Origin of the sequence: Catenulispora sp. EB89, assembly GCF_041261445.1 — a bacterium.
Classification (GTDB): Bacteria; Actinomycetota; Actinomycetes; order Streptomycetales; family Catenulisporaceae; genus Catenulispora.
Genome location: NZ_JBGCCU010000001.1, coordinates 120,495 through 146,594, shown reverse-complemented (window position 1 = coordinate 146,594; position 26,100 = coordinate 120,495). Strand labels below are relative to the sequence as shown.

27 protein-coding genes and 1 riboswitch are annotated in these 26,100 nt (G+C 69.5%); of the genes, 18 read left to right on the top strand and 9 right to left on the bottom strand.

Going from position 1 to position 26,100, the window contains the following annotated elements; all coding sequences use genetic code 11:
• Positions 1-5: 5 nt before the first annotated feature.
• The 6 genes from ABH920_RS00675 to ABH920_RS00650 all read left to right on the top strand — a co-directional run bounded on the left by ABH920_RS00675 (position 6) and on the right by ABH920_RS00650 (position 7,089).
• Positions 6-1,919 carry an ABC transporter permease gene (locus tag ABH920_RS00675; protein ID WP_370345590.1) on the top strand — a complete coding sequence of 638 codons (1,914 nt, stop codon included), beginning with the start codon at positions 6-8 and terminating at the stop codon, positions 1,917-1,919.
• On the top strand, positions 1,916-2,707 hold the full coding sequence (locus ABH920_RS00670; RefSeq protein ID WP_370345588.1) for an ABC transporter ATP-binding protein: 792 nt from the start codon (positions 1,916-1,918) through the stop codon (positions 2,705-2,707). The genes ABH920_RS00675 and ABH920_RS00670 overlap by 4 nt, the downstream gene beginning before the upstream one ends.
• Entirely contained in the window at positions 2,697-3,371 is a 675-nt protein-coding gene (locus ABH920_RS00665; RefSeq protein ID WP_370345586.1) for an ABC transporter ATP-binding protein, read from the top strand. Before ABH920_RS00670 ends, ABH920_RS00665 begins: the two co-directional genes overlap by 11 nt.
• A 2-nt stretch (positions 3,372-3,373) precedes the next feature.
• The gene (locus tag ABH920_RS00660) at positions 3,374-3,784 is read left to right on the top strand and encodes a thioredoxin family protein (protein ID WP_370345584.1); all 411 of its coding nucleotides are present in this window, start codon (positions 3,374-3,376) and stop codon (positions 3,782-3,784) included.
• 780 nt (positions 3,785-4,564) lie between these two features.
• A complete protein-coding gene (ltrA, locus tag ABH920_RS00655) occupies positions 4,565-6,319 on the top strand; it encodes a group II intron reverse transcriptase/maturase (protein ID WP_370345582.1) in 1,755 nt (584 codons plus the stop codon).
• Positions 6,316-7,089: a Uma2 family endonuclease gene (locus ABH920_RS00650; protein ID WP_370345580.1), complete on the top strand. Its 774-nt coding sequence runs from the start codon at positions 6,316-6,318 to the stop codon at positions 7,087-7,089. The genes ltrA and ABH920_RS00650 overlap by 4 nt, the downstream gene beginning before the upstream one ends.
• 6 nt (positions 7,090-7,095) lie before the next feature.
• Here the strand turns inward: ABH920_RS00650 and ABH920_RS00645 are convergent, their stop codons facing one another.
• A complete protein-coding gene (locus ABH920_RS00645; RefSeq protein ID WP_194915594.1) occupies positions 7,096-7,497 on the bottom strand; it encodes an SseB family protein in 402 nt (133 codons plus the stop codon).
• A 200-nt stretch (positions 7,498-7,697) separates the two neighbouring features.
• Here ABH920_RS00645 and ABH920_RS00640 point away from each other — a divergent pair, with 200 nt between their 5' ends.
• The 6 genes from ABH920_RS00640 (at position 7,698) to ABH920_RS00615 (ending at position 15,253) form a co-directional block, all read left to right on the top strand.
• Positions 7,698-9,527, top strand: coding sequence for an acyl-CoA dehydrogenase (locus ABH920_RS00640; RefSeq protein ID WP_370345578.1), 1,830 nt, complete (start codon positions 7,698-7,700; stop codon positions 9,525-9,527).
• A 42-nt stretch (positions 9,528-9,569) separates the two neighbouring features.
• Complete coding sequence (locus ABH920_RS00635) at positions 9,570-10,307, top strand: class E sortase (protein ID WP_370345576.1); 738 nt, start codon at positions 9,570-9,572, stop codon at positions 10,305-10,307.
• 148 nt (positions 10,308-10,455) lie between these two features.
• Positions 10,456-11,190 (top strand): hypothetical protein, encoded by a 735-nt coding sequence (locus tag ABH920_RS00630; protein WP_370345574.1) that lies wholly within the window; start codon positions 10,456-10,458, stop codon positions 11,188-11,190.
• 279 nt (positions 11,191-11,469) lie between these two features.
• On the top strand, positions 11,470-13,083 hold the full coding sequence (locus tag ABH920_RS00625; RefSeq protein WP_370345572.1) for a hypothetical protein: 1,614 nt from the start codon (positions 11,470-11,472) through the stop codon (positions 13,081-13,083).
• 164 nt (positions 13,084-13,247) lie between these two features.
• The gene (locus ABH920_RS00620; protein WP_370345570.1) at positions 13,248-14,240 is read left to right on the top strand and encodes a WxL protein peptidoglycan domain-containing protein; all 993 of its coding nucleotides are present in this window, start codon (positions 13,248-13,250) and stop codon (positions 14,238-14,240) included.
• Positions 14,240-15,253, top strand: coding sequence for a hypothetical protein (locus ABH920_RS00615; RefSeq protein WP_370345568.1), 1,014 nt, complete (start codon positions 14,240-14,242; stop codon positions 15,251-15,253). The genes ABH920_RS00620 and ABH920_RS00615 overlap by 1 nt, the downstream gene beginning before the upstream one ends.
• Positions 15,254-15,275: 22 nt before the next feature.
• On the opposite strand, the gene ABH920_RS00610 is transcribed toward ABH920_RS00615, so the two are convergent.
• Together ABH920_RS00610 and ABH920_RS00605 are read right to left on the bottom strand one after the other, a co-directional pair.
• Positions 15,276-16,175: a fructosamine kinase family protein gene (locus ABH920_RS00610; protein WP_370345566.1), complete on the bottom strand. Its 900-nt coding sequence runs from the start codon at positions 16,173-16,175 to the stop codon at positions 15,276-15,278.
• Between the two features lie 75 nt (positions 16,176-16,250).
• Complete coding sequence (locus tag ABH920_RS00605) at positions 16,251-16,649, bottom strand: phage holin family protein (RefSeq protein WP_370345564.1); 399 nt, start codon at positions 16,647-16,649, stop codon at positions 16,251-16,253.
• A gap of 393 nt (positions 16,650-17,042) precedes the next feature.
• On the opposite strand from ABH920_RS00605, the gene ABH920_RS00600 reads away from it, so the two are divergent.
• Positions 17,043-17,657 (top strand): MarR family winged helix-turn-helix transcriptional regulator, encoded by a 615-nt coding sequence (locus tag ABH920_RS00600; RefSeq protein WP_370345562.1) that lies wholly within the window; start codon positions 17,043-17,045, stop codon positions 17,655-17,657.
• A gap of 410 nt (positions 17,658-18,067) precedes the next feature.
• Complete coding sequence (locus ABH920_RS00595; protein ID WP_194915604.1) at positions 18,068-18,292, top strand: DUF5326 family protein; 225 nt, start codon at positions 18,068-18,070, stop codon at positions 18,290-18,292.
• A 405-nt stretch (positions 18,293-18,697) separates the two neighbouring features.
• Here the strand turns inward: ABH920_RS00595 and ABH920_RS00590 are convergent, their stop codons facing one another.
• The 5 genes from ABH920_RS00590 to ABH920_RS00570 all read right to left on the bottom strand — a co-directional run bounded on the left by ABH920_RS00590 (position 18,698) and on the right by ABH920_RS00570 (position 21,698).
• On the bottom strand, positions 18,698-20,380 hold the full coding sequence (locus ABH920_RS00590) for an SPFH domain-containing protein (RefSeq protein WP_370345560.1): 1,683 nt from the start codon (positions 20,378-20,380) through the stop codon (positions 18,698-18,700).
• 153 nt (positions 20,381-20,533) lie between these two features.
• On the bottom strand, positions 20,534-20,773 hold the full coding sequence (locus tag ABH920_RS00585; RefSeq protein ID WP_370345558.1) for a helix-turn-helix domain-containing protein: 240 nt from the start codon (positions 20,771-20,773) through the stop codon (positions 20,534-20,536).
• Positions 20,773-21,084: a hypothetical protein gene (locus tag ABH920_RS00580; protein ID WP_370345556.1), complete on the bottom strand. Its 312-nt coding sequence runs from the start codon at positions 21,082-21,084 to the stop codon at positions 20,773-20,775. Before ABH920_RS00580 ends, ABH920_RS00585 begins: the two co-directional genes overlap by 1 nt.
• A gap of 82 nt (positions 21,085-21,166) precedes the next feature.
• Entirely contained in the window at positions 21,167-21,466 is a 300-nt protein-coding gene (locus ABH920_RS00575; RefSeq protein WP_370345554.1) for a hypothetical protein, read from the bottom strand.
• A gap of 34 nt (positions 21,467-21,500) precedes the next feature.
• A complete protein-coding gene (locus ABH920_RS00570; RefSeq protein ID WP_370345552.1) occupies positions 21,501-21,698 on the bottom strand; it encodes a hypothetical protein in 198 nt (65 codons plus the stop codon).
• 63 nt (positions 21,699-21,761) lie between these two features.
• Positions 21,762-21,870: riboswitch (TPP riboswitch) on the top strand.
• Between ABH920_RS00570 and thiC the strand changes: the two genes are divergently transcribed.
• The 4 genes from thiC to ABH920_RS00550 all read left to right on the top strand — a co-directional run bounded on the left by thiC (position 21,862) and on the right by ABH920_RS00550 (position 25,086).
• Positions 21,862-23,631, top strand: coding sequence for a phosphomethylpyrimidine synthase ThiC (thiC, locus tag ABH920_RS00565; protein ID WP_370345550.1), 1,770 nt, complete (start codon positions 21,862-21,864; stop codon positions 23,629-23,631). Its footprint overlaps the riboswitch before it by 9 nt.
• Before the next feature lie 166 nt (positions 23,632-23,797).
• Positions 23,798-24,340 carry a DinB family protein gene (locus ABH920_RS00560; RefSeq protein WP_370345548.1) on the top strand — a complete coding sequence of 181 codons (543 nt, stop codon included), beginning with the start codon at positions 23,798-23,800 and terminating at the stop codon, positions 24,338-24,340.
• Positions 24,337-24,477, top strand: a complete 141-nt coding sequence (locus tag ABH920_RS00555; protein ID WP_370345546.1) for a hypothetical protein — start codon at positions 24,337-24,339, stop codon at positions 24,475-24,477. Before ABH920_RS00560 ends, ABH920_RS00555 begins: the two co-directional genes overlap by 4 nt.
• Before the next feature lie 24 nt (positions 24,478-24,501).
• Positions 24,502-25,086: a hypothetical protein gene (locus ABH920_RS00550; RefSeq protein WP_370345544.1), complete on the top strand. Its 585-nt coding sequence runs from the start codon at positions 24,502-24,504 to the stop codon at positions 25,084-25,086.
• Positions 25,087-25,201: 115 nt separating this feature from the next.
• Here ABH920_RS00550 and ABH920_RS00545 read toward each other — a convergent pair whose 3' ends face one another.
• Positions 25,202-26,050 (bottom strand): hypothetical protein, encoded by an 849-nt coding sequence (locus ABH920_RS00545; RefSeq protein ID WP_370345542.1) that lies wholly within the window; start codon positions 26,048-26,050, stop codon positions 25,202-25,204.
• Positions 26,051-26,100: the final 50 nt, after the last annotated feature.

The window sequence follows — 26,100 nt, the reverse complement described above, 5'->3', positions numbered from 1 at the left end:
GCGCGATGTTCTACGCCGGTCTCGCGCTGAACGGACTGGCGATCGGGTGCGTGGCGGCACTCGCCGCGGTGGGGCTGCTGGCCACGTATCGGGTGACCGGCGTGTTCAACATCGCCTTCGGATCCAACGCGGTGTTCTGTGCCTACGTGATGTGGCAGTGCGTGCGGGTGTGGCGGATGCCGGTGGCCGTGGCCGCCCTGCTGGTGCTGGGGGTCGTCGCCCCGGGCGTCGGGCTGGTGCTGGAGCGGCTGGTGTACCGGCCGCTGCGGCGCAGCGGCGCGTCCGGGCTGCTGGTGGCGACGCTCGGGGTGCTGGTGCTCCAGCTCGGACTGGTCTTCCTTTTGTGGGGAGGGCGCTCCTACGTCGACGCGCCGTCGTTGCTGCCCGCCGGATCGGTGCGGCTGCCGGGCTCGCTGACCCTCCCCTACGCGACCATCGTCGAGCTCTGCGTCGTGGCGCTGATCGCCGTGCTGTTGACCTTCCTGCTGCGCGCCACCCGGGTCGGGCTGATGGTGCGGGCCGTGGTGGACGACCGCGACCTGGCCGCCGCGCTGCTCCCCGCCGACCGGCTCGCCGCCGGGGGCTGGGCCTTCGGGTCGTTCCTGGCCGGCGTCGCGGGCGTGCTCTGGGCGCCGATCTACCACCTGGACCCGTACAGCCTGACCCTGACCGTGCTGGAGACGATGGGCGTCGCGGTGCTGGCCCGGCTGACGTCGCTGCCGGTGGCCGTGCTGGCGGCGCTGGCGATCGGGATCGGGCAGACCGAGCTGACCGCGGTGCATCCGCCGGTGCGCTGGCAGGGGCTGGTGGACGCGTTCCACACGAACCTGTTCGTGCTGGTGCTGTTCGCGGCGCTGATGGTGGTGCCCCGGCTGGGGATCCGGGACTCCGGGCCGGTCGGCGGGGGACTGCACCGGGTCGGCGCGCGCCGGACTTCGAACCCTGACGCGATCAGCCGGCTGCCGCTGGGCGCGCTGTCCTTGGTCCTGGCGCTGCCGCTGTTCTTCGACCCGGCGGATCTGCGGGCCTCGCTGGCGGTGCCGGCGCTCGCGGTGGTGTTCGTCTCGCTGGTGGTCGCCACCGGGTACGCCGGCCAGATCTCGCTGGGGCAGGCCGGGTACGCCGGGCTCGGGGCGCTGTTCATGGCCAAGCTGGCCGGAGCCGGGGTGCCGTGGCTGCTGGCGCTGTTCCTCGGACCGTTGCTGGTGGTGCCGTTGGGCTGGCTGACCGGATACCCCGCCATCCACCGCCGCGGCCTCTATCTCGCGCTGACCACCTTCGCCACGGCGGCGGTGGTAGCGCGGTTCGTGTTCGCCCAGCCGGTGTTCGTCGGCGGACTGGTGGTCTCCCGTCCTCCGGGCTTCACCGACGACCACTGGTTCTACGGCCTCGAACTCGCCTGCCTACTGCTCGCGCTGCTGCTGGTCCGCTCGCTGCACACCGGCCCGCTGGGGCGCGCGCTGGTGGCGTTGCGCGATTCGGAGGCGGCAGCCGTCTCGGCGGGCATCGATGTGCGGCGCATGAAGGTGTTCGTGTTCGCCTGCGCGGCCGGACTGGCCGGGCTCGGCGGCGCGCTGACGACCTCCGCCGCGCAGGCGTTCAACCCCACGGACTTCGATCCGGTGCAGGGCCTGGTGTGGTTCGCCGCGGTCGCGGTGTGGGGCGTGGACTCGGCGCTGGGCGCCGTGGTCGGGGCCGCGGCGCTGGTCGCGGTGGACGTCGGGACGGTGGTGGGGGTGTCGGGGCTGTTGATCGGCATCGGCGCCGTGCTGCTGGGGCGCTTCCCGGGCGGGATCGGGGCGGCGGTGCGGCGTGCGGGGGACTGGCTGGCCCGGCCGCCGGAGCGTGCGGTGAGCCGTCGGCTGAGCCCGGCGGGGCGCGCGGCGGCGGCGCGGGTGCGGGAGCGGCGGGTGTCATGAACGGCGGACTGGAAGTCAGGGGATTGAGTCGGCGGTTCGGCGGAGTGAGCGCGGTCGACGACGCGGACTTGGACGTGCCTGCCGGCGCGGTGACGGCACTGATCGGGCCGAACGGGGCCGGGAAGACGACGCTGTTCCACTGCGTCACCGGCTTGGACACGGCGGATGCCGGGATGGTGACGCTGGTCGGCGCTGCTTCCGATGGCGCCGACTCAGCTTCTTCGCGCTTAGTTCTCAGCGGCCTGCCACCGCATGCCCGAGCCCGCGCCGGGGTCGCCTGGACCTTCCAGCGCATCGAACTGTTCGCCGGCCTCACCGTCGCCGAGAACATCCGGGTCGGCGCCGAGAACCGCCGCGGCCGTCCGCTGCTGGCGGGACTGCTCGGTCTGCCCGACCCCCGCCGCGCCGCCCTGCAGGCCACCACCGCCGCCGTCCTGGACCGTCTCGGCCTCACGCCGCTGGCCGACGTCCCCGCCGGGTCCCTGCCCACCGGCACCATGCGGCTGGTCGAGGTCGGCCGGGCGCTCGCCGCCGAACCCGCCGCGCTGCTGCTCGACGAGCCGGCGTCCGGACTTGACGACCAGCAGATCGCCCGCCTCGCCGAGGTGCTGCGCGCGCTCGCCGCCGACGACCTCGCGATCCTGCTCGTGGAGCACGACATGCGCTTCGTCACGGCCGTCGCCGACCGCGCGTACCTCATGGTCGCCGGGCGTGTGCTGCTCTCCGGCAGTCCCGCCGAGGTGTTCGCCTCCGATGTGGCGCGCGAGATTTACGTCGGTGAGTCCTGAGATGCTCACCCTCGACGCGCTGCGCGTCCGCTACGGCCCTCTGGAGGCGTTGCACGGCGTCAGCCTCACCGTCGTGCAGGGCGAGGTGACCGCGGTCCTGGGTCGCAACGGCGCCGGTAAGTCCACGCTGCTGCGCGCGGTCGCCGGCTACCTGCGTGCTTCCTCCGGCCGGATCCGATGGCAGGGCTCTGACATCACCCGCGCGACCATCGGCCGCCGCGCCGCCGCCGGCGTGATGCTGATCCCCGACGAGGGCGGGGTGTTCCGCACCTTGGCCGTGCGCGAGAACCTGGACCTGTTCGCCGCGGGCCGCGACCTCACGCCGGCCTTCGACGCGTTCCCCGACCTCAGTACCCTGTCGCGCCGCCGCGTAGCCCTGCTGTCCGGCGGCGAACAGCAGATGCTCGCCCTGTCCCGCGCGCTCCTGGCACCCTGGCAGCTGCTCCTGGTCGACGAGCTCTCGCACGGGCTGGCCCCGGTCCTGGCGACCCGCCTCTACGACGTCCTCGCAGCCCTGGCCGCGGCCCACCCCGACCGCGCCGTCGTCCTCGCCGAACCCCACCCCCGCGAAGCCTTGGCCCTCGCCGACCGCGTCCACGTCCTGCGCCGCGGCGAACTGGCCGCGACGGGTTCCCCCACCGACTTCGACCCGGCTACCTTGTGACCATGGACGCGCCCACGGAGCTCTTCGACCCCGCCCGCGACCCCCGAGCCGACCTCGCCGATGCCCGCAGAGCCGCAGCCGCCGACGGCAAGGACATCCTGCTGGCCCTCGGCGCCCGCTGGTGTCCCGACTGCACCGCCTTCGAGGACTGGACCCGCGACCCCGAGGTGGCGGAGCTCCTGGCACAGAAGTACCACCTGGTGACCGTGAGCGTCGGCACCGACCGAGGCCAACGCGACCAGAACAGCGACATCGACGCCGACTTCAACCACCCGATCGCCGGCGGCATACCGTCCCTGTCGGTCCTCAACCCCGAGGGCAAGATCCGCTTCGACTCCGCCGACGGCGAGTTCGCCCGCGCGCGGAAGATGAAGCCCGCGGACCTGCTGGACTTCCTGAAGTACGGGCGCTGACAATCACATTAGGCCGAACAGGTGATTGAAAGACATTCGCCTGCGGTGACCGACTGGCTACGCTGAACTTATGGAGTCAGATCGAGTTCCACCTGAAAGTTGGTCTCCCAGTGCGACACGCAGTCGCTCCGTGCAAGCGGACGATCTATTTTGAGGTCAGAGTGTCCATATAGATCGTCGCGGATCAGTGTCCAAGATCTGTCCCCAGGTTCGCATGCGTCGCTGGTAACGGCGGGGTGTGAAGCCGAATCGGTCAAACCCAAGAGCGGCCCGCGCCATCGGGCGGCAACAGGTGAAGGGGAAGGTCGGACGGGCTAATGCGAATGAACCCTTGATGACACCTCGTTACAGCTAGGCCGCGTCGATGGCGATGCAGGCGGCGGTTCTAGGACCTGGCGCGGAAGAGCGCCATGCGACTCCCGGAGTTGGGCGTCCGGGGGCAGGACACCGCAGGTCCCGGGGTTAAGAGGGAGCCCAACCCGACCGCATCTTGGCGGAGCGGAACGTGGAAACCCCGTTGGAGTCCGGCCGATGGCCGGTAAGCCGGAGGTAACGAAGGCCCAATCCTCCAGCGGGAACAGGATGATCCGAGAAGCGAATGCCGATGGGGCGAAAGCCCAGGGGAAAACTATGCGACTGGCCTCAGCCGCGTAGCAATAACCCGTCGGATACGGGACTGATGCCCGGCCCGAAAGGGAGCCCACGCGGATCAGGTGGACCTGTGACGTGAAGCAGCAAGGAAGCCAGAACCGAAGGACAAGTTAGACGTTGGAGGCGGGTGTGGCAACGAAGCAAGTCGCGTCGCGGTCCTCCGCGCCGACGAACGGACCTGAGGACCACGCGGCGGAGTGGACCAGCATCGACTGGGCCACCACCGAGGCGGCGGTACGGCAACTGAGGCAGCGGATCTTCACGGCAGCCAGGGAAGGGGACCTGAAAAGGGTCCGCAACTTGCAGAAGCTCATGCTGCGCTCGCACGCGAACACGCTGGTAAGCGTCAAGCGGGTGACACTGCAGAGCCAAGGCCGCCGGACGGCCGGCATTGACCGGGAGGTCATCCTCACCCCGCAGCAGCGGGGGATGGTGGCCGCGCAGATCTCAGCGGAGAGCAGCCCCGGCAAGGCTCAGCCGGTTCGGCGCGTGTACATCCCGAAGGCCAACGGGAAACAGCGCCCGCTAGGGATTCCGGTCATCAGGGACCGGATCGAGCAGGCCCGCGTGAAGAACGCGCTGGAGCCTGAGTGGGAAGCCCGGTTCGAGTCCAGGAGCTACGGCTTCCGGCCCGGCCGGGGCTGTCACGACGCGATCGCACAGATCTTCTGCATCGCCGGTCACAAGACCGCGCGAAGGCCGTGGATCCTGGACGCGGATCTGACAGCGGCATTCGACCGCATCAGCCACGACTACCTGATGAACAGCCTCGGGACGTTCCCAGCCAGGGATGCGATCCGAAGCTGGCTCAAGGCCGGGGTGATGGATCGCGGCCAGTTCGCGCCGACCCTGGAGGGAACTCCGCAAGGTGGCGTGATCAGCCCGTTGCTGTTGAACATCGCGCTACATGGCATGGAAGCAGCTGCTGGGCATCGGGTATGGAAGGACGGGAAAGCCCCGGCCGACGCCCCGATGCTGGTCAGGTACGCCGACGACTTCGCAGTCTTGTGTCACAGCGAGGAACAGGCGCACCAGATCCGCGAGGTACTCGCCCGGTGGATGCAGCCCCGAGGAGTCGCTTTCAACGAGGAGAAGACAAGCATCGTCCACCTCGATGACGGCTTCGATTTCTTGGGGTTCAACATCCGCCGCTACAGCGGGAAGCTGCTGATCAAGCCGAGCAAGAAGGCCATCGGGAGAGTCCGGGAACGGTTGCGTGCCGAGATGCTCTCCTTGCGGGGAGCCAACGCGGCAGCCGTGATCAAGCGGCTCAACCCGATCATCAAAGGCTGGGCCACCTACTACCGGACGGTGGTGTCCAAGAAGGCGTTCACCGACTTGGACAGCCACATGTGGACGCTCACCTGGAAGTGGGCCAAGCATTCCCACCCGATGAAGCCGAGGAACTGGACGATGACCAGGTACTTCGGCCGGTTCAACTCGACCAGGATGGACAAGTGGGTGTTCGGTGACCGCGACAGCGGCACCTACCTCTACAAGTTCGCTTGGACCAGTATCGACAGGCACATCATGGTCAAGGGGAGCAACTCCCCAGACGACCCGCTGCTGGTCGACTATTGGGCGATCCGCCGACGTGGCAGGCTCCCGAGGACGATCACCAGAGCGTCACTCAACCTCGCCGCGCGCCAACAGGGGCTCTGCCCGCTGTGCAAACAGCCGCTGATCCCCGACGCCGATCTCGAACCGGAAAGCCCGGATGAGTGGGCAGCCTGGTTCGCGGCACCGACGAAGGCACTGAACACGCACCACTTCGTCTACCGGCAATTCGGCGGGACCGACACACGAGCCAACCTTCGTCTCGTACACGCTGACTGCCACCGACACCACCATGCCGGTGACCACAGAAGGGCCAAGGAAGCATGAAAACCCCGGACCGCCATCAGGGTCCGCTTGAGCCGGATGCGGGGAAAGCCCGCACGTCCGGTTCTGAGGGGGCCGGAGTGGAGCAATCCACTTCGGCTACCCGACTGAGCGTTGGCTATGTGGAGTTGCCGCTCCCGGACTCGCCGTACGAGATGTGGGTCCGCGGCGAGCTTGAGCGTTTTCTCGGGCTGCCGGAGGGGTTCCGCGCCGAGATCATCGAGGGGGACATCGTCGTGTCACCTGCCGCTCGCTTCAAGCACAACAGGATGGCTTTGCGCATTGCGCACGTGATCGAGCAGGCCGGTGACACCGATCCAGCCTTCCCCTGGGTGGCAGTCATCGGAACCGAAGTCGGCGAGCCATCCAGCAGGGGCTGGATCCCCGACGTGGCCGTGATGGATCGGGCGCGCTCTGACGAGGCCAGCGCGGCGGACGCGGTGGTCATCGGCCCGTTGGACATGGCCATGGCGATCGAGATTACGTCGCCGTCGAACGCCGATCACGACCGCGAGCCCGGCCCTCAGCACCGGCGGAAGAACGGGAACCGGATCATGACCAAGTGGACCGACTACGCCTCCGCCGGCGTCGAGTACTACCTGCTGGTCGACCGGGATCCACGCGTTGCGCGCGCGACGCTCTACTTCGATCCGAATCCGGAAACCAGCCGCTACGAGTCCGCTGTCGCCTGGGAATTCGGCGAGCCGATCGTCCTGCCGGAGCCGTTCGGCGTGACCATCGACACCGCCGAGTGGACGGCCTGGCCCGCCTAGAAGCGACTAAGCCCCATACAACCGCTGCATCGCATAAGCCGTCATCTGCTCGATCGCCTTCGCGTCGAACACGATCCGGTGCTCCCCCTCGATGTCCAGCACGATCCCGTACCCCGTGGGCAGCAGGTCCAGCACCTCGCCGCCGGTCACCGTGAAGTAGCGCGACTCCTCGCCCGAGTACGCCCGCAGCTCCGTCAGCGAGCTGAACATCGGGATCACCGGCTCCGGGGTGTCGTGCAGCGCCAGGAAGCCTGGCTGCTCGCCGCGCGGGCAGTAGATCTTCGCGCTGTTGAACACGGTGTAGAAGTCCTCCGGGCCCATCACGCCGCCGGCGAACGCGCGGATGGCGTCGCTCAGGGCGGCGTTGGCCACCTGGGACGGCGGGGGCTCCTGGGGATAGCCGTACACGTCATGAGAGCCTACCCGGCGCTTCGGGGGCAGTGCACCGCGCTCGCGTGATCCACCTCACCGGTCCGGGTGGCGAATAGGGCGGGGTGCGGGCTTGCCACTAGTTACCAGTGGGTAGCATCCTGGGGAGAGCATATTACTCACCAGTACGACCGGAACGTAAACCCTGAGCCGGTCCGGGACAGCGGGAGCCTACGGCGATGAGCCACTACAAGTCGAACCTGCGCGACATCGAGTTCAACCTCTTCGAGGTGTTCGGGCGCGGCGAGGTCTACGGGACCGGCGAGTACGCCGACATGGACGTCGACACCGCCAAGGAGATCCTGGCCGAGGTCGAGCGGCTGGCCGTGGACGAGCTGGCGCCGAGCCTGCTCGACTCCGACCGCAACCCGCCGATCTTCTACCCGGACACCAACTCGGCCACCCTGCCGGAGAGCTTCAAGCGCTCCTACAAGCAGTTCATGGACGCCGAGTGGTGGCGCCTGGGCCTGCCGGTCGAGCTCGGCGGCACCCCGACCCCGCGCACCCTGCGCTGGTCGGTGGCCGAGCTGGTGCTGGGCGCGAACCCGGCGATCTGGATGTACTCCTCCGGCGCCGACTTCGCGACCGTGGTCTGGAACCTGGGCACCGAGGAGCAGCGCAAGGTCGCGCGCTGCATGGTCGAGGGCCAGTGGGGCTCCACCATGGTGCTCACCGAGCCGGACGCCGGCTCCGACGTGGGCGCCGGCCGCACCAAGGCGGTCCAGCAGGCCGACGGCACCTGGCACATCGACGGCGTGAAGCGGTTCATCACCTCCGGCGAGCACGACCTCAGCGACAACATCATCCACCTGGTGCTGGCCCGCCCCGAGGGCGCCGGCCCCGGCACCAAGGGCCTGTCGCTGTTCATCGTCCCGAAGTTCGAGTTCGACTGGGAGACCGGCGAACTCGGCGAGCGCAACGGCGCCTTCGTCACCAACGTCGAGCACAAGATGGGCCTGAAGGCCTCCACCACCTGCGAGGTCACCTTCGGCCAGGCCGGCGTCCCGGCCAAGGGCTGGCTGCTCGGCGAGGTGCACGACGGCATCGCGCAGATGTTCAACATCATCGAGTTCGCGCGCATGATGGTCGGCACCAAGGCCATCTCCACGCTGTCCACCGGCTACCTGAACGCGCTGGAGTACGCCAAGGAGCGCGTGCAGGGCGCGGACCTGACCACCCCGGGCAAGGACGCCCCGCGCGTGACCATCACGCACCACGCCGACGTGCGCCGCTCGCTGATGACGCAGAAGGCCTACGTCGAGGGCATGCGCTCCCTGGTGCTCTACACCGCGACCTTCCAGGACACGATCGAGCAGGCCCGCGCCGCCGGCACCGAGGACCAGGACGCGGTGCGCATGAACGACCTGCTGCTGCCGATCGTCAAGGGCTACGGCTCGGAGAAGTCCTACGAGCAGCTGGCGCAGGCGCTGCAGATCTTCGGCGGCTCCGGCTTCCTGCAGGAGTACCCGCTGGAGCAGTACATCCGCGACGCCAAGATCGACTCGCTGTACGAGGGCACCACCGCGATCCAGTCGCTGGACCTGTTCTTCCGCAAGATCGTGAAGGACGGCGGCGTCGCGCTCACCGCCCTGACCGAGCAGATCTCCGGCTTCCTGGCCGCCGACCCGGGCGGCGAGGACCTGGCCCGCGAGCGCCGGCTGCTGGCCGTCGCGCAGGGCGAGGTCGGCGCGATGCTCAAGGCGATGCTCGACAAGGCCGGCGAGTCGCTGTCGGACCCGCGGCAGCTGCACATCGTCGCGCAGAACACCGTGCGCTTCCTGTTCGCCCTCGGCGACGTCGTCGTCTCCTGGCTGCTGCTGCGCGGCGCCACCGTCGCGCAGGCGGCGCTGGCCGACGGCGCGGCCGACCGGGACGTGGCGTTCTACACCGGCAAGATCGCGGCGGCGAAGTTCTTCGCCCGCAACACGCTGCCGCTGCTGGCCGGGCAGCGCGCGATCGTCGAGGCGACCGACAACTCGCTGATGGACGTGCCGGAGGAGGCCTTCTAAGCCTCTTCGCATTTCACGGAGTCGCCCCTACTCTGCGCCACTATGGCGAGGGCAGGGGCGATTCTGCGTATCGCGGTGCGGACGGTCGGCGAGCTGCTGGTCACCTTCTCCGCACTGCTGGCACTGTTCATCGTGTATCAGCTCTATTACACGAACGTGGTCGGTCGGCGGGACATGACCCACGAAGTGAACGTCATGCACAAGCAGTGGACGGCCACGGCGCCCGCGCACCCGGCCGCCCCGGCGCCGCACGGCGAGTCCGCCCCGGTCCCGGCCCCGCCTCCGCCGCCGGTGCTGCACAACGGCGACGACGTCGCGATCCTGTACATCCCGCGCCTGGGCTCCGGCACCGGCGCGTCGGGGCCTGACGAATCAAAGCCCGACGACACCGGCATCCCGGTCCTCGAAGGCGTCGGGCTGGACATCCTGAACAAGGCCACCGGCCACTACCCGGGCACCGCGCTGCCCGGCGAGGTCGGCAACTTCGCGGTGGCCGGCCACCGCAAGACGCACGGCGAGCCGTTTCGCCACCTCGACGAGATGCGCGCCGGCGACCTGGTCTACGTGGAGACCGCGCAGAACTGGTACACCTACCGGATCGACGCCGACCCGGTGATCGTCCAGCCCACGGATCTCGCGGTGGTGGACCCGGTGCCCGGCGAGCCCGGGGTCCAGCCGACGCAGGATCTCATGACCCTGACGACCTGCAATCCTTGGTGGTCCTCCACGCAGCGGATGATCGTGACCGGGCATCTGATCGCCACCCGCCCCCGCTCCTGAGGGTCTGACGATCCGTCAGATGACTATTGACACTCCATCAGATTCCTCCATCAATGGCTAGGCAGTTCGATCTGTCGTTCGATGTCAGGAGGCATCCATGGGTCGTCAACACGTGCCCAGAAAGCGGGTTACCGAACGGGTCGCAGCAGTGGGAGGCGCCGTCACGGTCGCCGCGGCGGCGCTGGCGGTGTTCGCGCCGAGTGCCAGCGCGGACCCGGTGGACGTCGGTTACGGGAGCTGTACCAGCAGCAACACGGCGCTGTCCGCGCCGCCGCCGAACTACGTCTCGCACGTGACGCTGAAGACTCAGAGTTCTTCGTTCCAGGTGGGCAAGCCGATCGCCATCACGTGGCACTACTCAATCTCCACCGCCCCCGGACCGGCCGGTATCCCGATAGCGAACGTGGCCACCGCGAAGGCGACGATCGTCGTCGGCGGCGCGGCGAGCTCGTCGATCACCGCCGGGCCGTCGGGCACCTTCCCGCCGGCCATCGTCCCGGCCGGGGGTACGTTCCAGATCCCTGACATGACCGCGACGTTCACGGCCAAGGCGCCCGGGACCTACACGTTCACGCCCGGCGACAACGAACAGGACATCGCCCAGCCACCCCTCACCATCGGGTGTAAGGCCTCTGCGTCCGGTTCCGCCTTGACGATCACCGTCACACCGGCGACCGGCGGCGGGAGCTCGTCGAGCCCTTCGACGACCTCGGCTGGCAGTAGCAGCAGCGCCGCGACCAGCAGCTCGTCGACGTCGTCCACCGGCGTCCTGCCGCACACCGGCTTCGACGGCCGGTGGCTGGCCGGCGGCGTGGTGCTCGCGGCCGCGCTCGGCGGTACGAGCCTGTACGCCACCCGCCGGCGGCGCGGAAGCCACGGCTGAACCGGGGCGCAGTGCTACCGAAAAGCTCTGATTCACCCGCAATCCGCGCTCCGGCGGCGGCCCGGTGTTCGAACGTGCGTATTGACTTCGCATCCGAGCTGACCGTGAATATCTGACGCTCCATCAGAACCGGTGTACGACAACCCACCCCTGCGGGCCGCCGGCCCGTGGGTTTGTCACCCCCTCACAGAAGAGAGGGCACCACCAGTGAGACAAGGGTTCGGATCAAGACACAGGACAAGACCCGGCCGGGCCATAGCCCTGGCCGGCACGCTCGCCGTGGCACTCGCCACCGCGACGGCCCTGGCGCCGATCGCCGAGGCCGGAACCACGACCGTGACCTTCGGCAGCTGCACCAGCAGCAACCCGGCGCTCGCGGCACCGCCGCCGAACTACAGCAGCCAGGTGACCCTGACCCCCTCGGCGAGTTCCGTCGCCGTCGGGTCGCCGGTCACCATCACCTGGCACTACTCGCTGTCGACGGCTCCCTCCCCGGGCATCCCGATCGCCAACGCGGCCACCGCGAAGGCCCAGATCCTGGTCGGCGGAGCGGCCAGCAGCACGATCACGGCCGGACCCTCGGCGGCGTTCCCGCCGGCACCGGTCGCCACCGGCGGGACGTTCCAGATCCCGGACTTCACCGCCACCTTCACCCCGACGACGGCCGGCACGTACACGTTCACGCCCGGGAACAACGAGCAGGACGTGGCCCAGTTCGGCATCGTCATCCAGTGCACGGCCAGCGGCGCCAGCGCGGCGGCCACGGTCACCGCGACCAACGCCTCGGCCTCCGTGGGCAGCGCCTACGTGCGGCCCGGCGGCACGGTGAGCTTCACCGGGGCCGGCTGGATCGCCGGGGAGACGGTCACCCCGTCGTTCATCGACAGCGCGGGCACCGCGACCCCGGGCACGGCGATAACCGTCCCGGCAGGCGGCGCGATCTCCGGTTCCCTCGGGGTTCCCGCGGCGGCTGCCACCGGGGCCGGCTCGCTGGTCCTGACCGGTAGCACCAGCGGCGCGGTCCCGACCGCGGTGACCGTGCTGGGCGCGCCGACGCTGAGCGCGTCGCCGTCGTCCGGCGGCCCGGGCACCGTCGTCGGCCTGTCCGGCGGCAACTGGGATCCCGGCGCGACCGTGGCGGTCAGCGGGGTGGACGCGTCCAACAACCCCGTCGGCAGCCCCGCGACGCTGACCGCGGACGCCTCCGGGCACCTGTCCGGCAGCTACACGGTCCCCAGCACCGCGATCGCCGCCATCGGCGCCGCGGAACTGGTCGGCGGCGCGCCGAGCACGACCCTGCGCGCGGCGGCGGCGTTCACCTTCGCCGGCAACTCCTGCTCCGCTGACGCGGCCGGCGCGGCCGTCTCCGCAACGGGCACCTGCTCGGTACCGCAGAGCGCGAACGTGGCAGTCACCGGCGGGCCGTTGCAGATGACGGAGAACACCGGCGCGGTGGCCTTCCCGGGCGTGACCCTGAACGGCACCGCGCACACCCAGGCCGGAACGCTCCAGCAGGTCGACGTCCAGGACTTCCGCGGCACCACCAACGGATGGGTCCTGAACGCCACGATGTCGGACCTGGCGCTCACCGGCGGGCCGTACGCCGACAGCGGCGCCGCGCCGATCCCGGCGGGCAACGTGTCGGTCGGCGGCCTGAAGTGCGCCGGCAACCCGGCCGGTTCCCCGCCGTACCCGTCGACCCCGACGGCCGGCTCCGGCGGCGCGCTGAGCACCACCACGGCGGTCACGCTGTGCTCGCAGGCGGCAGGCGGGACCAACCCGCCGACCGTCACCGGCGGCGACTTCCTGATCAACGGCGGGCTGAGTCTGACGGTCCCCGCGTACGTCCTGCAGGGCACCTACACAGGCACGGTCACCATCACCTTGCAGTGACGCGAGCGGCTTCCGGTGGGGCGAGGTCCATTCGCCCCACCGGAAGCCACAGCCATGAGTACCACACCGGCCGACTTGCCGAGGAGATCGCTGTGGAGATCACTGTGCAGAGCTCTGGAGAGAACGCGGTGGTCGGTCGGGGTATGCGCAACCGCATAGCGTCGGTGCTCCTGGCCGTCGCGTTACTCGTCGGTGTCTCCATCGCCTTCGGGAGCGCAGACGCCAGGGCGGACAGCGGGTCATGGTCCGTGCAGCCCGCGCCGAAGCCGGGTTCGCCGGCCGGCGCGCGCCAGTACTTCATCCTGGAGGGCCGGCCGGGCAGCACTCTGCAGGACGGTCTCGCGGTGTCCAACTACACCGACCACCCGATCACCTACTACGTGTACGGCGCAGACGGCTACAACACCCCGAAGGACGGCCAGTTCGCGCTGCGGGACCACGGGTACCCGATGACCGGCGTCGGTTCCTGGGTGCGCACCGCGTTCCCGACTATCACTGTTCCAGCGCGTACCTCCACTGTCGTGCCGATCTCTATAGCGATTCCTCAGAACGCCTCTCCAGGCGATCACGTAGGCGGCGTCTCCGGTATGGACACCGCCGTGGAGAGCGTGCAGCAGCAGGGGAACGTCCGGGTCGGCATCAAGCGCGTCGTCGCCGCGCGGCTCTATGTGCATGTCGACGGTCCCGCTGTCGGCGGTCTGACGGTCACCAACCTGAAAGTCTCCGGATCCGCACCTTTCCCGGCCTATGTGAGTGACAGTGACGGGACGGTTACTGCAACGGTCACTAATAGCGGCAACTTGCTGGAGTCCCCGAAAGCGCATCTCCATGCGACGGGAATCTTCGGGACGCTGATAGACCGGACGGTTCAGCTTCCGCAGATCCTGCCGGGACAGAGCGTCGATTTCTCACAGGTGTGGAAGAACATGCCGCCCTTTGAGATCGGAACTCTGCATCTCGATGTCACCGACGAGTCCGCTTCTCCGCCGGTGACATCGACGGCTGAGGCCTCGGTGACCCTGATTCCCTGGTTCACCCTGCTGGTGGTCGTACTCGTGGTGCTCGCGCTGCTGGTGGCGCTGGTGTTCTGGCGGCGGCGTCGGAGCCCTCTGCCGCTCCCAGCCGGGCGCGAGCCGTCGAAGGCCGCGGCGCCCTGATGCGCGGGCTGGCCGCTTCTGCCGCGGCGATCCTGCTGGCGGTCGGCCCGGTGACGCCTGCCGTGTCCGCTGCGTATGCCGGGTATGCCTCGTCCGCCGCTCCGGTCGTTTCGGATGTGCACACCGGCGCCGCCGACGGTCCCGCCCTGGCGCTGTCCAAGAGCACGGCGAAGCTGGGGGAGTACATCAGCGTGACCGGCAGCGGGTTCCCCGCCGGGGCCCGGTTGCAGGTGGAGATATGCGGCATCGGCGGAACGTCGAACTCCTGCGCCATCGCGGCCGCGGTCATCGCGACGACGGACGCCGCCGGCGGGTTCCACCGGAGCCTGCCGGTCGTGGAGCCGCCGACCCCGTGCCCCTGCACGGTGCACGCGGCGCCGTTCGACGGTGCTGCCGCCGACCCCGTGGACGCCCCGATCAGCATCCCCGGCCTGCGCTATCTGCCGCAGGCGGCGCCGACCCCGGCCGGCACGGCGAAGCTGATGGACGCCACGGCCGTCGGCGACTCTCCGTTCTTGTCCCAGCTCGGGGCGGACGGGTCGGCGCAGGTCACGGTGACCTTCGCGAACCTCGGCGGCGGGCCGGCCCCGGACCCCGGCGTCGTGCTGACCGTGTCGCGCGGCGCCAAGCAGGTCGGCCGCTACCCCGTGGCCTGGACCGGCGGCGACCTGCCGGTCGGCGGTCGCCGGACGCTGACCTGCGAGCTGGCCCTGCCCGGCGGCTGGTTCCGCGACTACGAGATCGGAGTCGCGATCGGCGCGCCCGGGAACCCGGTCACCGTCCGCACCCTGTCAGCGGCCGTACGCCCCTGGGGCGAGCTTGTGGCGCCTTTCGCGCTCGTTCTGGGGGTGCTGTGCCTCTTGGCGGTCCGCAGGCGCGGTACGGCCGTCCCAGAGCCTTTCCCGGGGCCGTCCCCGGTGGAACCGGCGGCGCCGGCGCTGGTGCTTCCGACCCCAGAGCTCGAAAACGCGACGGCTGAGACGCCTGAGATTCCTGAGAACGAATCCTCATAGCCGCCCTGCCGCGGGCCGCACGTCACCGCAGCCGCTCGGCCAACTCCCGGGCCACCGACGCCGCGCGCACCCCGTAGTCGGACCCGTACAGCGCCGCGTGGACCAGCAGTGGGTGCAGCTGGTGCAGCGGCACCCGCTCCTGCCAGCCGTCGGCCAGGGGGTGCACCTCGTCGTAGGACGCGATGATCCGGTCCAGATACGGGGGCGGGAACAGCGCCAGCATCGCCAGGTCGGTCTCGCGGTGGCCGCCGTGCGCCGCGGGATCGATGAACCAGCCCTCGCCCCGGCCGTCCCACAGGATGTTGCCGCTCCAGGCGTCGCCGTGGATCCGCGAGGGCCGTTCCTCCTCGCCGGCCAGGAAGTCGATGCGGGTGCAGACCTCCTCGATCACCTGTGCGCCCTCGGCGTCCAGGTGGCCGCGGTCGCGGGCCAGGCGGACGTAGGGGAGCACCCGGCGCTCGACGTAGAAGGTGGCCCAGTCCTCGTCGCCGCCGTTGTCCAACGGCAGGACCGCGATGTAGCCGGGCCACTCGGCGCCGAAGCTGTGCGCGCCGCGGGCGTGCAGGGAGGCCAGCCGGCGGCCGAACTCCTCGGCGCCGTCGGGGGTCGGCCGGCCCGGGGCGATCCAGGAGGTGACCAGGATGTCCTCGGCCACGCCCAGCACCTCGGGGACCCGCACGCCGCCGGAGGCGCCGTCCTCGCCGACCGCCTCGCGCAGCCAGCGCAGACCGGCGGCCTCGGCGTCGAAGTATCCGGGCCCGGCCACCTTCGCGGCGTGGTCCAACGTCTTCACGAACGCCGCGCCGCCGGTGAAGAACTGTATGCGGTACGTCTTCCCGAAAGAGCCGCCTCCGACGGCGGCCACGCCGAGCACGGCCCTGTTCAGCAGGGCGGCCACGCGGTCCGCGACAGTACTCGCCATATGGCGATCGTAGCCGCAGGTGAGCCCGTTGGACGTAGCCCGCCACCACCGATTCCGCCCCGCTCGGGCGGTTTCTCAGCGCTTGACGTCGTCCGGGAGCATCGCGTGCAGCGCGATGGAGACCACGCTGATGACGAGCGCGCCGATCAGCGCCGATCCCAGGCCGTCCACGTGGAACCGCACGTCGTAGTGCTCGCAGATCTTCGAGGTGAGCAACAGCATGAGCGCGTTGATCACGAAGGTGATCAGTCCCAGGGTCAGGATGAACAACCCGAATGTCGCGATCTGCACCAGGGGTTTCACCAGGGTGTTCACGGCGGCGAAGATGACCGCCACTATGAGTACCGTGAGCACCTTCTCCCTGGTGGCGTTCTGGGCGTTGGGATCGACCACGATCTTCACGCCGGACACCACCAGCGTGGTGACCCACAGGGCGACGCCGTTGATACCGATCTTCAGCAGCAGCTTCTTCACCGCGGCATGCTCGCACGGTCCCATATCGCGAGTCGAGGGCTTGACACGGAGGCGTTCTTCATCAAGAACAGAACATGAAAGCCACATCGTTCGCACCCCGTTCGGACACCCTCCGCGTTCCTTGATGCGCTCACTGTGGCGTAAGAGGACTTCGAGGGGACTCGCGGGGCTTGCCGAGGTCACAGCTTTCTAAGAAATCGACCACCGGTGCTCCACACATTCCCGTGTACCCGTACTCTGGCAAGCAGACGGTGACTGGATTCCGTCATCGTCCACTGATGTCGCCTGATCGGCGGATGCAGAAGGCTGGTTTCACGCCTGGCTATCAGGGTCGGTATCCCACGAACGGCCCTGAATTGGTTCATGAAGGGTTTTGCCGGATATGCTCACACCATGACTGCGGTGGAACAGCGGCTCGGCCACAAGGTCAAGAGCCTCGAACAGGAACTCAGCGGGGCCAAGGACGCCGTGCTTCGGCCGATGGGCGTGACGGTCCCCCAGTACACAGCCCTGCTCGTCATCAATGACGAGCCCGGCATCAGTGGAGCGGAGTTGGCCCGGCGATGCCTGGTCACCCCCCAGACCATGACCACGGTCCTGGGCAACCTGACCCTCAAGGGGTACATCGAGCGCCGCTCGGTGCCCGGCCAGGGTCGTGCCATGGAGACCACGATCACCACTGCCGGCAAGCGGATCCTGGCCAGGGCCGACAAGGAGGTGCTGGCCGTCGAGAAGACGCTGGCCGGCACCATGGCCGTCAAGGACCAGGCGACGTTCGCCAAGCTGCTGGACCAGGCGCGTGCCCCCTTCACCAAGGAGGAGGCCGCCCCGAAGCCGGTGAAGCGGGCGGTGCGGACCACGGCCAAGAAGACGGCGAAGAAGGCTCCCGCCAAGAAGACCGCTGCGGCCAAGGCCGCTCCGGCCAAGAAGGCGGCGGCCAAGAAGACCGTGAAGAAGGCGGCCGCGAAGAAGACCGCCAAGAAGACGGCCAAGAAGACCGCGCGCTGAGCCACCCGGCTCACCCGCGGCGACAATCGGCAAGATCCCTGCTAGTAGGGCCCGGCGCGCAGGCGCCGGGCCCGAAGGATTGCAGGGGTCTTTTTTCGTGCCCGGACGCTGGGGCACCCGCCGCGCGGGCACGCACATCAGTGCACTGTTCGCACATCAGCACATTGAGCCACTCCGGCCCCGGGTATCTCAACATCCTCAAAAGCACTTCGCGCAACTTCAGCCCCACCCGCCTCATGCGCCCCACGGTTGCCCCACCGCCGTCCCGGCGGCGGCGGATCCCCTACGAAGGTCGCTTGCCAACGCGACATATCGCGTGGTTACCTGGGAACTGGAAGCGTAGGCCACGACGTTGAGTGGTACAGGACCTTCGGTTCTGGAGAGAAACGACAAGACAAGGTGGGGTGGCAATGCCCTTCTGGCTCAAGTGGATCGCACTACCGATCGCGGGCATCGTGGTCAGTTTCTGGATCATCAGCGCGATCGTGGGCTTCATCCTGCACGGCATCGTGACCCTGGTCATCGCCGCCGCCGTCGTCGGCGCGCTGTACTGGGGATACCACAAGGTCATGATGGAGATTCCGGCCTACCGCCGGAAGAAGCTGCGCGACAAGCAGCGCAAGGGTCTCTACTAGGAGACCCGCCGGAGGCCGGCCGGCGCGTGACGGGGGATCGGGATCCGGTGTCGCGGTCGGCGGTGTCCGCCGCGACCCGTGTGACGAACGTGACGAACGTTGTCCCTGGGCTCACCGGGACTAGGGGGAAACCCTGAAACCGGTGGGAGCCCATGGAACTGGTGAGACCCGCGTACGCGGGTCTCATCGTCGTTCCTTCCCCCTGGCAGGGCTTTTATTCCCCCAGACCGCCTGACTCTCGGGCGGTGCTTCCGTGTCGCCCGAACCAGAACGCTGCACCCGAACGCTGCACCCGAACACTGCACCCGAACACTGCACCCGAACACTGCACCCGAACACTGCACCCGAACACTGCGACGGGCCCGGCGGATGAATCCGCCGGGCCCACCCCCGTTGCGCGCCGCGCTACTCTGCGCGGGTCTGTGTGGCCTCGACGGTCTCGATGGCCTCGACGGTCTCGGTGATCTCGGTGATCTCGACCGCCTCCTTCCGGGCCGGCTTGCTCGCCACGGCGGCCTTGCCGTTCTGCTCGCCCATCGTGGCCAGCATCTGGCGCGCCAGGCCGAGGCCGGTGCCGCCCATCGTCAGGGCCTTGCCGAAGACGTCGGTGACGCCGTCGGCGCCGTTGAGCAGCACCATGTGCTCGACGTTCTCGAAGGACTTGGCGCCCGCCTCGACCACCAGCGGCAGCTGCGCGACCAGCTGCTGGTTGATGACGGCGTCCTGGTGCTCGGCCAGCGCCTCGCCGCGGGCCTTGATCGCCTCGGCCTCGGCCAGGCCCAGCGCCTTGGCGGCGTCGGCCTCGGCCAGACCGCGGGCCCGGACCGCCTCGGCGTTCGCCGCGCCCTCGGCCTTGCGGGCGTCCGCGTTCGCCAGACCCTCGGCGCGGCGGGACTCGGCGTCGGCCAGACCGCGGGCCTGACGGGCTTCGGCCTCGGCCAGACCCTCGGCCCGGCGGGCTTCGGCGTCGGCCAGGCCGCGGGCCCGGCGCGCTTCGGCGTCGGCGAGCGCCTGGGCCTGCGCGGCGTCCGCGGACGCCTGGCCCATCGCGCGCTTGGCCTGCGACTCCGCCTCGGCCGCGGCCTTCACCCGGTGCGCCTCGGCCAGCGCCCGCAGCTCGGTCTCCTTGGCCTCCGCCTCGGCCTCGTGGATCTTCGCCTCGCGCTCGGCCTGGGCCAGCGTGACGGTCTCGTAGGCCTTGGCGTCCGCGGGCTTGCGGACCTCGACCTGCAGCTGCTGCTCCTTGCGCTGGGCCTCCAGCTCGGCGACGCGGGTCTCCTGCACCACGACGTCCTGCCGGGCCCGCGCGTCGGCCAGCGGCCCGGCCTGCTTCGCGCGGGCCTGCGCCTCCTCCACCTCGGCCTGGTAGCCGGCCTGCTGGATGCTGGTCTTGCGCATCGCCTCGGCCTTGCGGGCGTTGGCCTCCGCCTCGGCCTCGGTGGCGCTCTGGTCGGCGGCGGCCTGCGCGATGCGGGCGTCCCGGTTGACTGCGGCGGCGTGCGGCGCCGCCAGGGCCCTGATGTACCCGGTCGGGTCGTCGATCTCCTGGATCTGCAGCGAGTCGATGATCAGGCCGAGCTTCTCCATCTCGGTGCCGCTGGTGGCGCGGGTCTGCTCGGTGAGCCGCTCGCGCTCCCGGATCATCTCCTCGACGGTCAGGTTGCCGACGATGGAGCGCAGATGCCCGGCGAAGATGTTGTGGACGCGGACCCCCATCTGCGCCTGCTGGTCCAGGAACCGCCGCGCGGCGTTCGCGATCGAGGCGTGATCGTCCCCGACCTTGAAGATCACCACCCCCTTGACGTGCAACGGGATCCCCTGCCGGGTGACGCACTCGACTTCCAGCCCGGACTCGTTCAGGTCCAGCGACAACCGCCGCACCACCTGCACACCCGGCAGCACGAAGCTGCCGCCCCCGGTGACGATGCGAAAGCCCAGCCCGTCCCCGCCGGTCCCCCGGTGCCGCCGCCCGGAGACGATCAGCGCCTGGTTCGGCTCGGCCACCCGCCACATGGCCTTGAACAGGAATATGAGCACTGCGACGAGGAGTACGACTCCCCCGATGACGTACGGAACGGCAGTAGGCACCGTTCACATCCTTCCCGTGTGGCCTCCGTACCCTGCGGAGTGCCAAGGGAAGTTCTACTCCCGGCGGAACCGCCGAAGAATGGCCCGGGCGTTTGCATCGCGCTTGCGTTTCTCACAGCACGCTCACACCCGGAACATGCATGCCTCACGCATTCATTCCAGCCCGTCGGGCTGGTAGCTGAGCAGGTCCCCGGGCTGGCAGCCGAGCTCCCGGCACAGGGCAGTCAGGGTGCTGAAACGGATGGCCTTCGCCCGGCCGTTCTTCAGCACGGACAGGTTCACGACGGTGACCCCGACCCGGTCGGCGAGCTCGGTCAGGGTCAGACCACGCGCTTCCAGCAGACGGTCCAGGTGCACGCCGATCGAGTGGGCGTCGGCGTTGTCCGGCGGCATCAGACGACGCCCTCCAGGTCTTCGCGCATCTCGGTGCCGACGCGCATGATGCGGGCCAAGGACAGCAGAGCCAGCCCGGCGAACAGATAGATCCAGAGCACAGCCCACCGGTGATCGATGGGGCCGGCGGCCAAGGTGGCCCACAGCTTGCGCGCCGCATAGTGCTCGACGGCCGGGCGGAGTACCGAGTCGGCCACCAGAAACCACCCGAGGAAGCGGAGCCTGGTGGCGAATCCCGAGGTGTACAGGCCCTTGCGGTGGGCTGCTGCAAGCGCGAGAAACGCGATCAGCACCACGCCGATCAAGGTCACCGTCCCCGGCAGGTTGTCCAGCGTGTACCACCACCGCTGGCCGGCGGAGGGCTGGTCGGTGCACAGCCGGACGTGCGTCGCGTCAGCGGTGACACCAGCGCGCGGTTGGAAACAGCCAGTTTGTGCTGTCAGCGCGTGCTCCCATGCCGCCGGTGTCCGCGCAGACCGAGACATAGTGTCCGTATCCCAGGATGCTGCCGCTGCCGAACAGCGTGTCGATGATGTCCCAAGCGAAACTGCCGAGCACCAGGCTCAACACCATCCAGTTGAGCGTCATCAGCGGTTCCAGCGGATTCCGAACCTTGGCAGCCCTCTTCTTCGCGAAAGCTTCCACGACCGTTCCCCCATATCGAAAGTCGATGGTATCGAGAAACGATGCCATCGACTTTCGATAACCACAAGACCCTGAGAAACCCCTACAACAGCTGCTCCACATAGACCGTCCGAGGCGCCTGGTACTCCACCACGACCACCAGCGCGTCCTTCGGGATCTCCGTCCCCGGCGTCATCGCGTACGCGTGGAACGCCTCGCTGCCGCCGCGGATCTCCACTATCACCTCGCCGACCAGCCCCGGCGCGATGCGCCCCGTCACCCGGCCCTGTTTGCCGATCATCGGTGCTCCCGTTCCCCTGGCATTGACGCGGATCACGGTACGCGCGCTACGGTGTCCCTGAAACCACATACACGCGGGAGCTCGGGCGAACCGGGCTGAGAGGACGGCTGGCGCCGTCGACCGCCGAACCTGTCCGGGTAATGCCGACGTAGGGAGCGCCGCCATGACGGCTGTCAATGATGTGTCCACATCGTCCGAATCCTCTGGTTCGTCCGCTTCGAGCAAGACGTATCTGTCCTCCGACGCGCGGGCCGACCTGCGCGTGCCGATGCGCGAGATCGCGCTGACCAACGGCGACTCCGTCGTCCTGTACGACACCTCCGGTCCCTACACCGACCCGGAGGTGCGTACCGACGTCCGCTTCGGTCTGCCGGCGCTGCGCAGCGCGTGGATCGCCGAGCGCGGCGACACCGAGCAGTACCAGGGCCGCACCTGGCAGCCGACCGACGACGGGCTCAAGTCCGCCGACCTGCGCAACCTCGACGCGGTGTTCTCCGGCGGGCGCAAGCCGGTGCGCGGGGCCGAGGGCGCCGGCGCGGTCACCCAGCTCGCCTACGCGCGGCGCGGCGAGGTCACCGCCGAGATGGAGTACATCGCGGTGCGGGAGGGCGTCAGCGCCGAGTTCGTGCGGGACGAGGTCGCCCGCGGCCGCGCGGTGATCCCGGCCAACGTGAACCACCCCGAGGCCGAGCCGATGATCATCGGCCGGTACTTCCTGACCAAGGTGAACGCCAACATCGGCAACTCCTCGGTGGCCTCCTCGATCGAGGAGGAGGTGGACAAGATGGTGTGGGCCACGCGCTGGGGCGCCGACACCGTGATGGACCTCTCCACCGGCCGCAACATCCACACCACGCGCGAGTGGATCCTGCGCAACAGCCCGGTCCCGATCGGGACCGTGCCGATCTACCAGGCGCTGGAGAAGGTCAACGGCAAGGCCGAGGACCTGTCGTGGGAGGTGTTCCGGGACACCGTGATCGAGCAGTGCGAGCAGGGTGTGGACTACATGACGATCCACGCCGGCGTGCTGCTGCGCTACGTCCCGCTCACCGCCACCCGCAAGACCGGCATCGTCTCCCGCGGCGGTTCGATCATGGCCGCCTGGTGCCTGGCGCACCACGAGGAAAACTTCCTGTACACCAATTTCAGGGAGCTGACGGAGATCCTGGCGCGCTACGACGTCACGTACTCCCTCGGCGACGGCCTGCGCCCCGGCTCCATCTACGACGCCAACGACGCGGCCCAGTTCGCGGAGCTGACCACGCTCGGCGAACTGTCGAAGATCGCCCGCGAGCTCGGCGTGCAGGTGATGATCGAGGGCCCGGGCCACGTCCCGATGCACAAGATCAAGGAGAACGTGGAGCTCCAGATGGAGCTGTGCGACGAGGCGCCGTTCTACACCCTCGGCCCGCTCACCACCGACATCGCCCCCGGCTACGACCACATCACCTCCGCGATCGGCGCGGCGATGATCGGCTGGTACGGCACCGCGATGCTCTGCTACGTCACCCCCAAGGAGCACCTGGGCCTGCCCAACCGCGACGACGTCAAGCAGGGCCTGATCGCCTACAAGATCGCCGCGCACGCCTCCGACCTGGCCAAGGGCCACGAAGGTGCGCAGCGCTGGGACGACGCGCTGTCCGACGCCCGCTTCGAGTTCCGCTGGGAGGACCAGTTCAACCTGGCCCTGGACCCGGACACGGCCCGCGCGTACCACGACGAGACCCTGCCGGCGGCCCCGGCGAAGACTGCCCACTTCTGCTCGATGTGCGGTCCGCACTTCTGCTCGATGAAGATCACGCAGGACGTCCGCAAGTACGCCGAGGAGCACGGCCTCGGCACCGACGAGGCGCTGTCGGCCGGCATGGCGGAGATGTCGGCGCAGTTCGCGGCCTCCGAGCACGAGGGCGTCTACCTGCCGCTCGTGGACTGATCGCGAGGCGGCGCGAGCCTCGCACCAGCCGACAGGCAAACAGGGCCCGCATATACCGGAGATGATGCGATATATGCGGGCCCTGTGATGTGCCGACGGTGACCAACCATACACGGGTTTCCTCTGAGTGTTGCCAGAGCGGCTCGAAGGCCGAGACGCTGTGCGCATGTCTTCAACATCGACTTCGCCCGCCGTGTGGACCGCACCGTCTTTCGACCGGCAGGAGAACGTCCCCTCCGGCACCGAACGCGACAGCCTTGAACGCTTCCTGGACTGGCACCGGGAGAGCCTGCTCTGGAAGTGCGGCGGGCTCACCGGGGAGCAGCTGGCGTCGCAGCCGCTGGCCGGCACCGACCTGACGCTTCTGGGCTTGGTCCGGCACATGGCGCTGGTGGAGCGTTGGTGGTTCCGGATCCAGTTCCTGGGCCGCAAGGAACTGGAGGAGATCTTCACGACCAAGGAGGACCCCGACGGCGACTTCCACGACGGCACCGCGGACAGCGCCGAGGCCGACTTCGCAGTGTTCCGCGAGGAGGTCGAGCTCGCGCGGCAGGCGTGTGTCGGGCACGGCCTCGACGAGACGTTCGAGAAGCGTCAGGAGACCCTGTCGCTGCGCTGGGTCTACCTGCACATGATCGAGGAGTACGCGCGCCACCTCGGCCACGCCGACCTGCTGCGCGAGGCGATCGACGGTGCCACCGGGGAGTGAGCGCCGCCCCCCGGTGTGCCGTGGCGCGGGCGACGGTACAGGCGACGGCACAGGCGACGCCGCGGATGACGGTGCGGACGGTCGCGCCGGCCCCGGCGCCGGCCCCGGCGCAGGTCCCGGCCCCGGCGTGGGCCTGAGGCGCCGCGGCTACCCTAGTCCCCATGCCAAGCCCCAGGCCCGCGATCCGCACCAGGTCCACCGTCCTCGCCACCGCGGCGCTCGCGCTGACCGTGTCCGTGACGCTGTCCGCGTGCGGCGGGAACTCCACCCCGCCGCCGCTGGAGCCGGTCGCGACGAGCGCCACGACCGGGCCCACCGGCGGCGCGTCGGGCAGCGCCCAGGGCTTCGTGGTGCCCGGCGTGCCGGACCCGTGCTCGCTGATCTCGGCGGACCAGGTGATCTCGATCGCGCACCTGCCGGACGGCTCGAAGTCCGGGGCCATAGCGTCCAACAGCGGCGGCCGCAGCTGCGCGTACAACTCTGGCCACCCCGACATGGCGACCATCTCGCTCACCGGGGTCACCAAGTCCGGCTTCGACGCGTTCCGAGCCACCATCCCGGCCGGCACGGTGAGCTCGGTCTCGGGCCTCGGCGAGGAGGCCTACCGCAGCAGCCAGACGCCGGGCGTGATCGACGTGTACAAGAACGGCTTCGACCTGAACATCGCGGTCATCCACGCCGACACGTACGCCAGCGCCTCGGACGATGCCAAGGCGCTGGCGCAGGCGGCGGTCGGGAAGCTCTGAGGCCGGACGCGGGCCGAGTCCGCCGGCGACCAGCCGACCCGGGCCGGCCGAACTGACCAGAGCCGGCCAGAGCCGGCCAGAACCGGCCAGAACCAGCACGAACCGACTGACCCGCCTAGGCCTTCTTCGAAGGCTTCGGCGAAGCCGGAGCCGCAGGCGGCGCGGGCACGGCCGGCGCCCCCTTGTCCGGCACCGGCGGCAGCCCCACCAACGTGTTCTGGTACGCCACGACCTGCTGCCAGGCCCGGGCCTGCGCGTTGGCGGAGGCCAGGTTCGGCGGCAGCCACAGGTCCTTGACCGTCGCGGCGGAGTAGCCCAGGGACTTGAGATCGGCCTCGGTCGGCATCCACATCGCCGCGCCCGGCGCCGCGCTGCCGCCGGGGACCTCGCGGAGCTGGCCGTCCAGGGCCGCGTGGAACTTCGCGGCGTCCACGCCGGAGTCGGTGTAGAACTTGGCCTCGGCCGCCTGCTGCTGCGCGGTGGCGCCGCCGGTCTCGCTCAGGTCCGGGACGTAGCCCAGCCAGGAGCCCGAGCCGGTGCTGCGGCGGCTGGCGGCGGCCGGGAACCAGTAGTCCGCGCACGGGCCCGCGCACGCGCCGTCGATCAGCAGGTTGAGCTTGCGGTCGTGGATGGTGCGGCCGATCGCCAGGCCCGAGGCCAGGTCGCCGCCGGTCACCGTGACGCGCACGGTGTCCGCGCCGGCCGCACCCAGCGCGGTGGCGAACTGCGTGGCGCTGTCCGGGGTCACCGTGCCGACCAGCTGGAGCGTGCCGCCGCTGCGGGTCCAGTGTCCGGCGGCGTGGCCCTGGGTCACGACGTCGGCGGCCGGCAGCGCGCCGATCTTGTAGGGGTCCGGCTTCGAGGTCGCGGAGGAGCAGCCGGCCAGCAACGCGGCGGCGGCGACAGCCGTCAGGCTGAGGCCCGCGCACGCCGGGACCCCGCGGGATGTCAGGAATCTGCGCATACCGCCCATATTGGCGCCGCCCGCGGTCCGGGCCGGGGAGACTCGCCGCC

What these genes read in the sequence shown, in the direction of transcription:
- ABH920_RS00675 (WP_370345590.1), top strand. Translation starts at nt 6, where the DNA reads ATGTTCTACGCCGGTCTCGCGCTGAACGGACTGGCGATCGGGTGCGTG.
- ABH920_RS00670 (WP_370345588.1), top strand. Translation starts at nt 1,916, where the DNA reads ATGAACGGCGGACTGGAAGTCAGGGGATTGAGTCGGCGGTTCGGCGGA.
- ABH920_RS00660 (WP_370345584.1), top strand. Translation starts at nt 3,374, where the DNA reads ATGGACGCGCCCACGGAGCTCTTCGACCCCGCCCGCGACCCCCGAGCC.
- ABH920_RS00650 (WP_370345580.1), top strand. Translation starts at nt 6,316, where the DNA reads ATGAAAACCCCGGACCGCCATCAGGGTCCGCTTGAGCCGGATGCGGGG.
- ABH920_RS00640 (WP_370345578.1), top strand. Translation starts at nt 7,698, where the DNA reads ATGAGCCACTACAAGTCGAACCTGCGCGACATCGAGTTCAACCTCTTC.
- ABH920_RS00635 (WP_370345576.1), top strand. Translation starts at nt 9,570, where the DNA reads ATGGCGAGGGCAGGGGCGATTCTGCGTATCGCGGTGCGGACGGTCGGC.
- ABH920_RS00615 (WP_370345568.1), top strand. Translation starts at nt 14,240, where the DNA reads ATGCGCGGGCTGGCCGCTTCTGCCGCGGCGATCCTGCTGGCGGTCGGC.
- ABH920_RS00610 (WP_370345566.1), bottom strand. Translation starts at nt 16,175, where the DNA reads ATGGCGAGTACTGTCGCGGACCGCGTGGCCGCCCTGCTGAACAGGGCC.
- ABH920_RS00600 (WP_370345562.1), top strand. Translation starts at nt 17,043, where the DNA reads ATGACTGCGGTGGAACAGCGGCTCGGCCACAAGGTCAAGAGCCTCGAA.
- ABH920_RS00595 (WP_194915604.1), top strand. Translation starts at nt 18,068, where the DNA reads ATGCCCTTCTGGCTCAAGTGGATCGCACTACCGATCGCGGGCATCGTG.
- ABH920_RS00585 (WP_370345558.1), bottom strand. Translation starts at nt 20,773, where the DNA reads ATGCCGCCGGACAACGCCGACGCCCACTCGATCGGCGTGCACCTGGAC.
- ABH920_RS00575 (WP_370345554.1), bottom strand. Translation starts at nt 21,466, where the DNA reads ATGGCATCGTTTCTCGATACCATCGACTTTCGATATGGGGGAACGGTC.
- ABH920_RS00570 (WP_370345552.1), bottom strand. Translation starts at nt 21,698, where the DNA reads ATGATCGGCAAACAGGGCCGGGTGACGGGGCGCATCGCGCCGGGGCTG.
- thiC (WP_370345550.1), top strand. Translation starts at nt 21,862, where the DNA reads ATGACGGCTGTCAATGATGTGTCCACATCGTCCGAATCCTCTGGTTCG.
- ABH920_RS00560 (WP_370345548.1), top strand. Translation starts at nt 23,798, where the DNA reads ATGTCTTCAACATCGACTTCGCCCGCCGTGTGGACCGCACCGTCTTTC.
- ABH920_RS00550 (WP_370345544.1), top strand. Translation starts at nt 24,502, where the DNA reads ATGCCAAGCCCCAGGCCCGCGATCCGCACCAGGTCCACCGTCCTCGCC.
- ABH920_RS00545 (WP_370345542.1), bottom strand. Translation starts at nt 26,050, where the DNA reads ATGCGCAGATTCCTGACATCCCGCGGGGTCCCGGCGTGCGCGGGCCTC.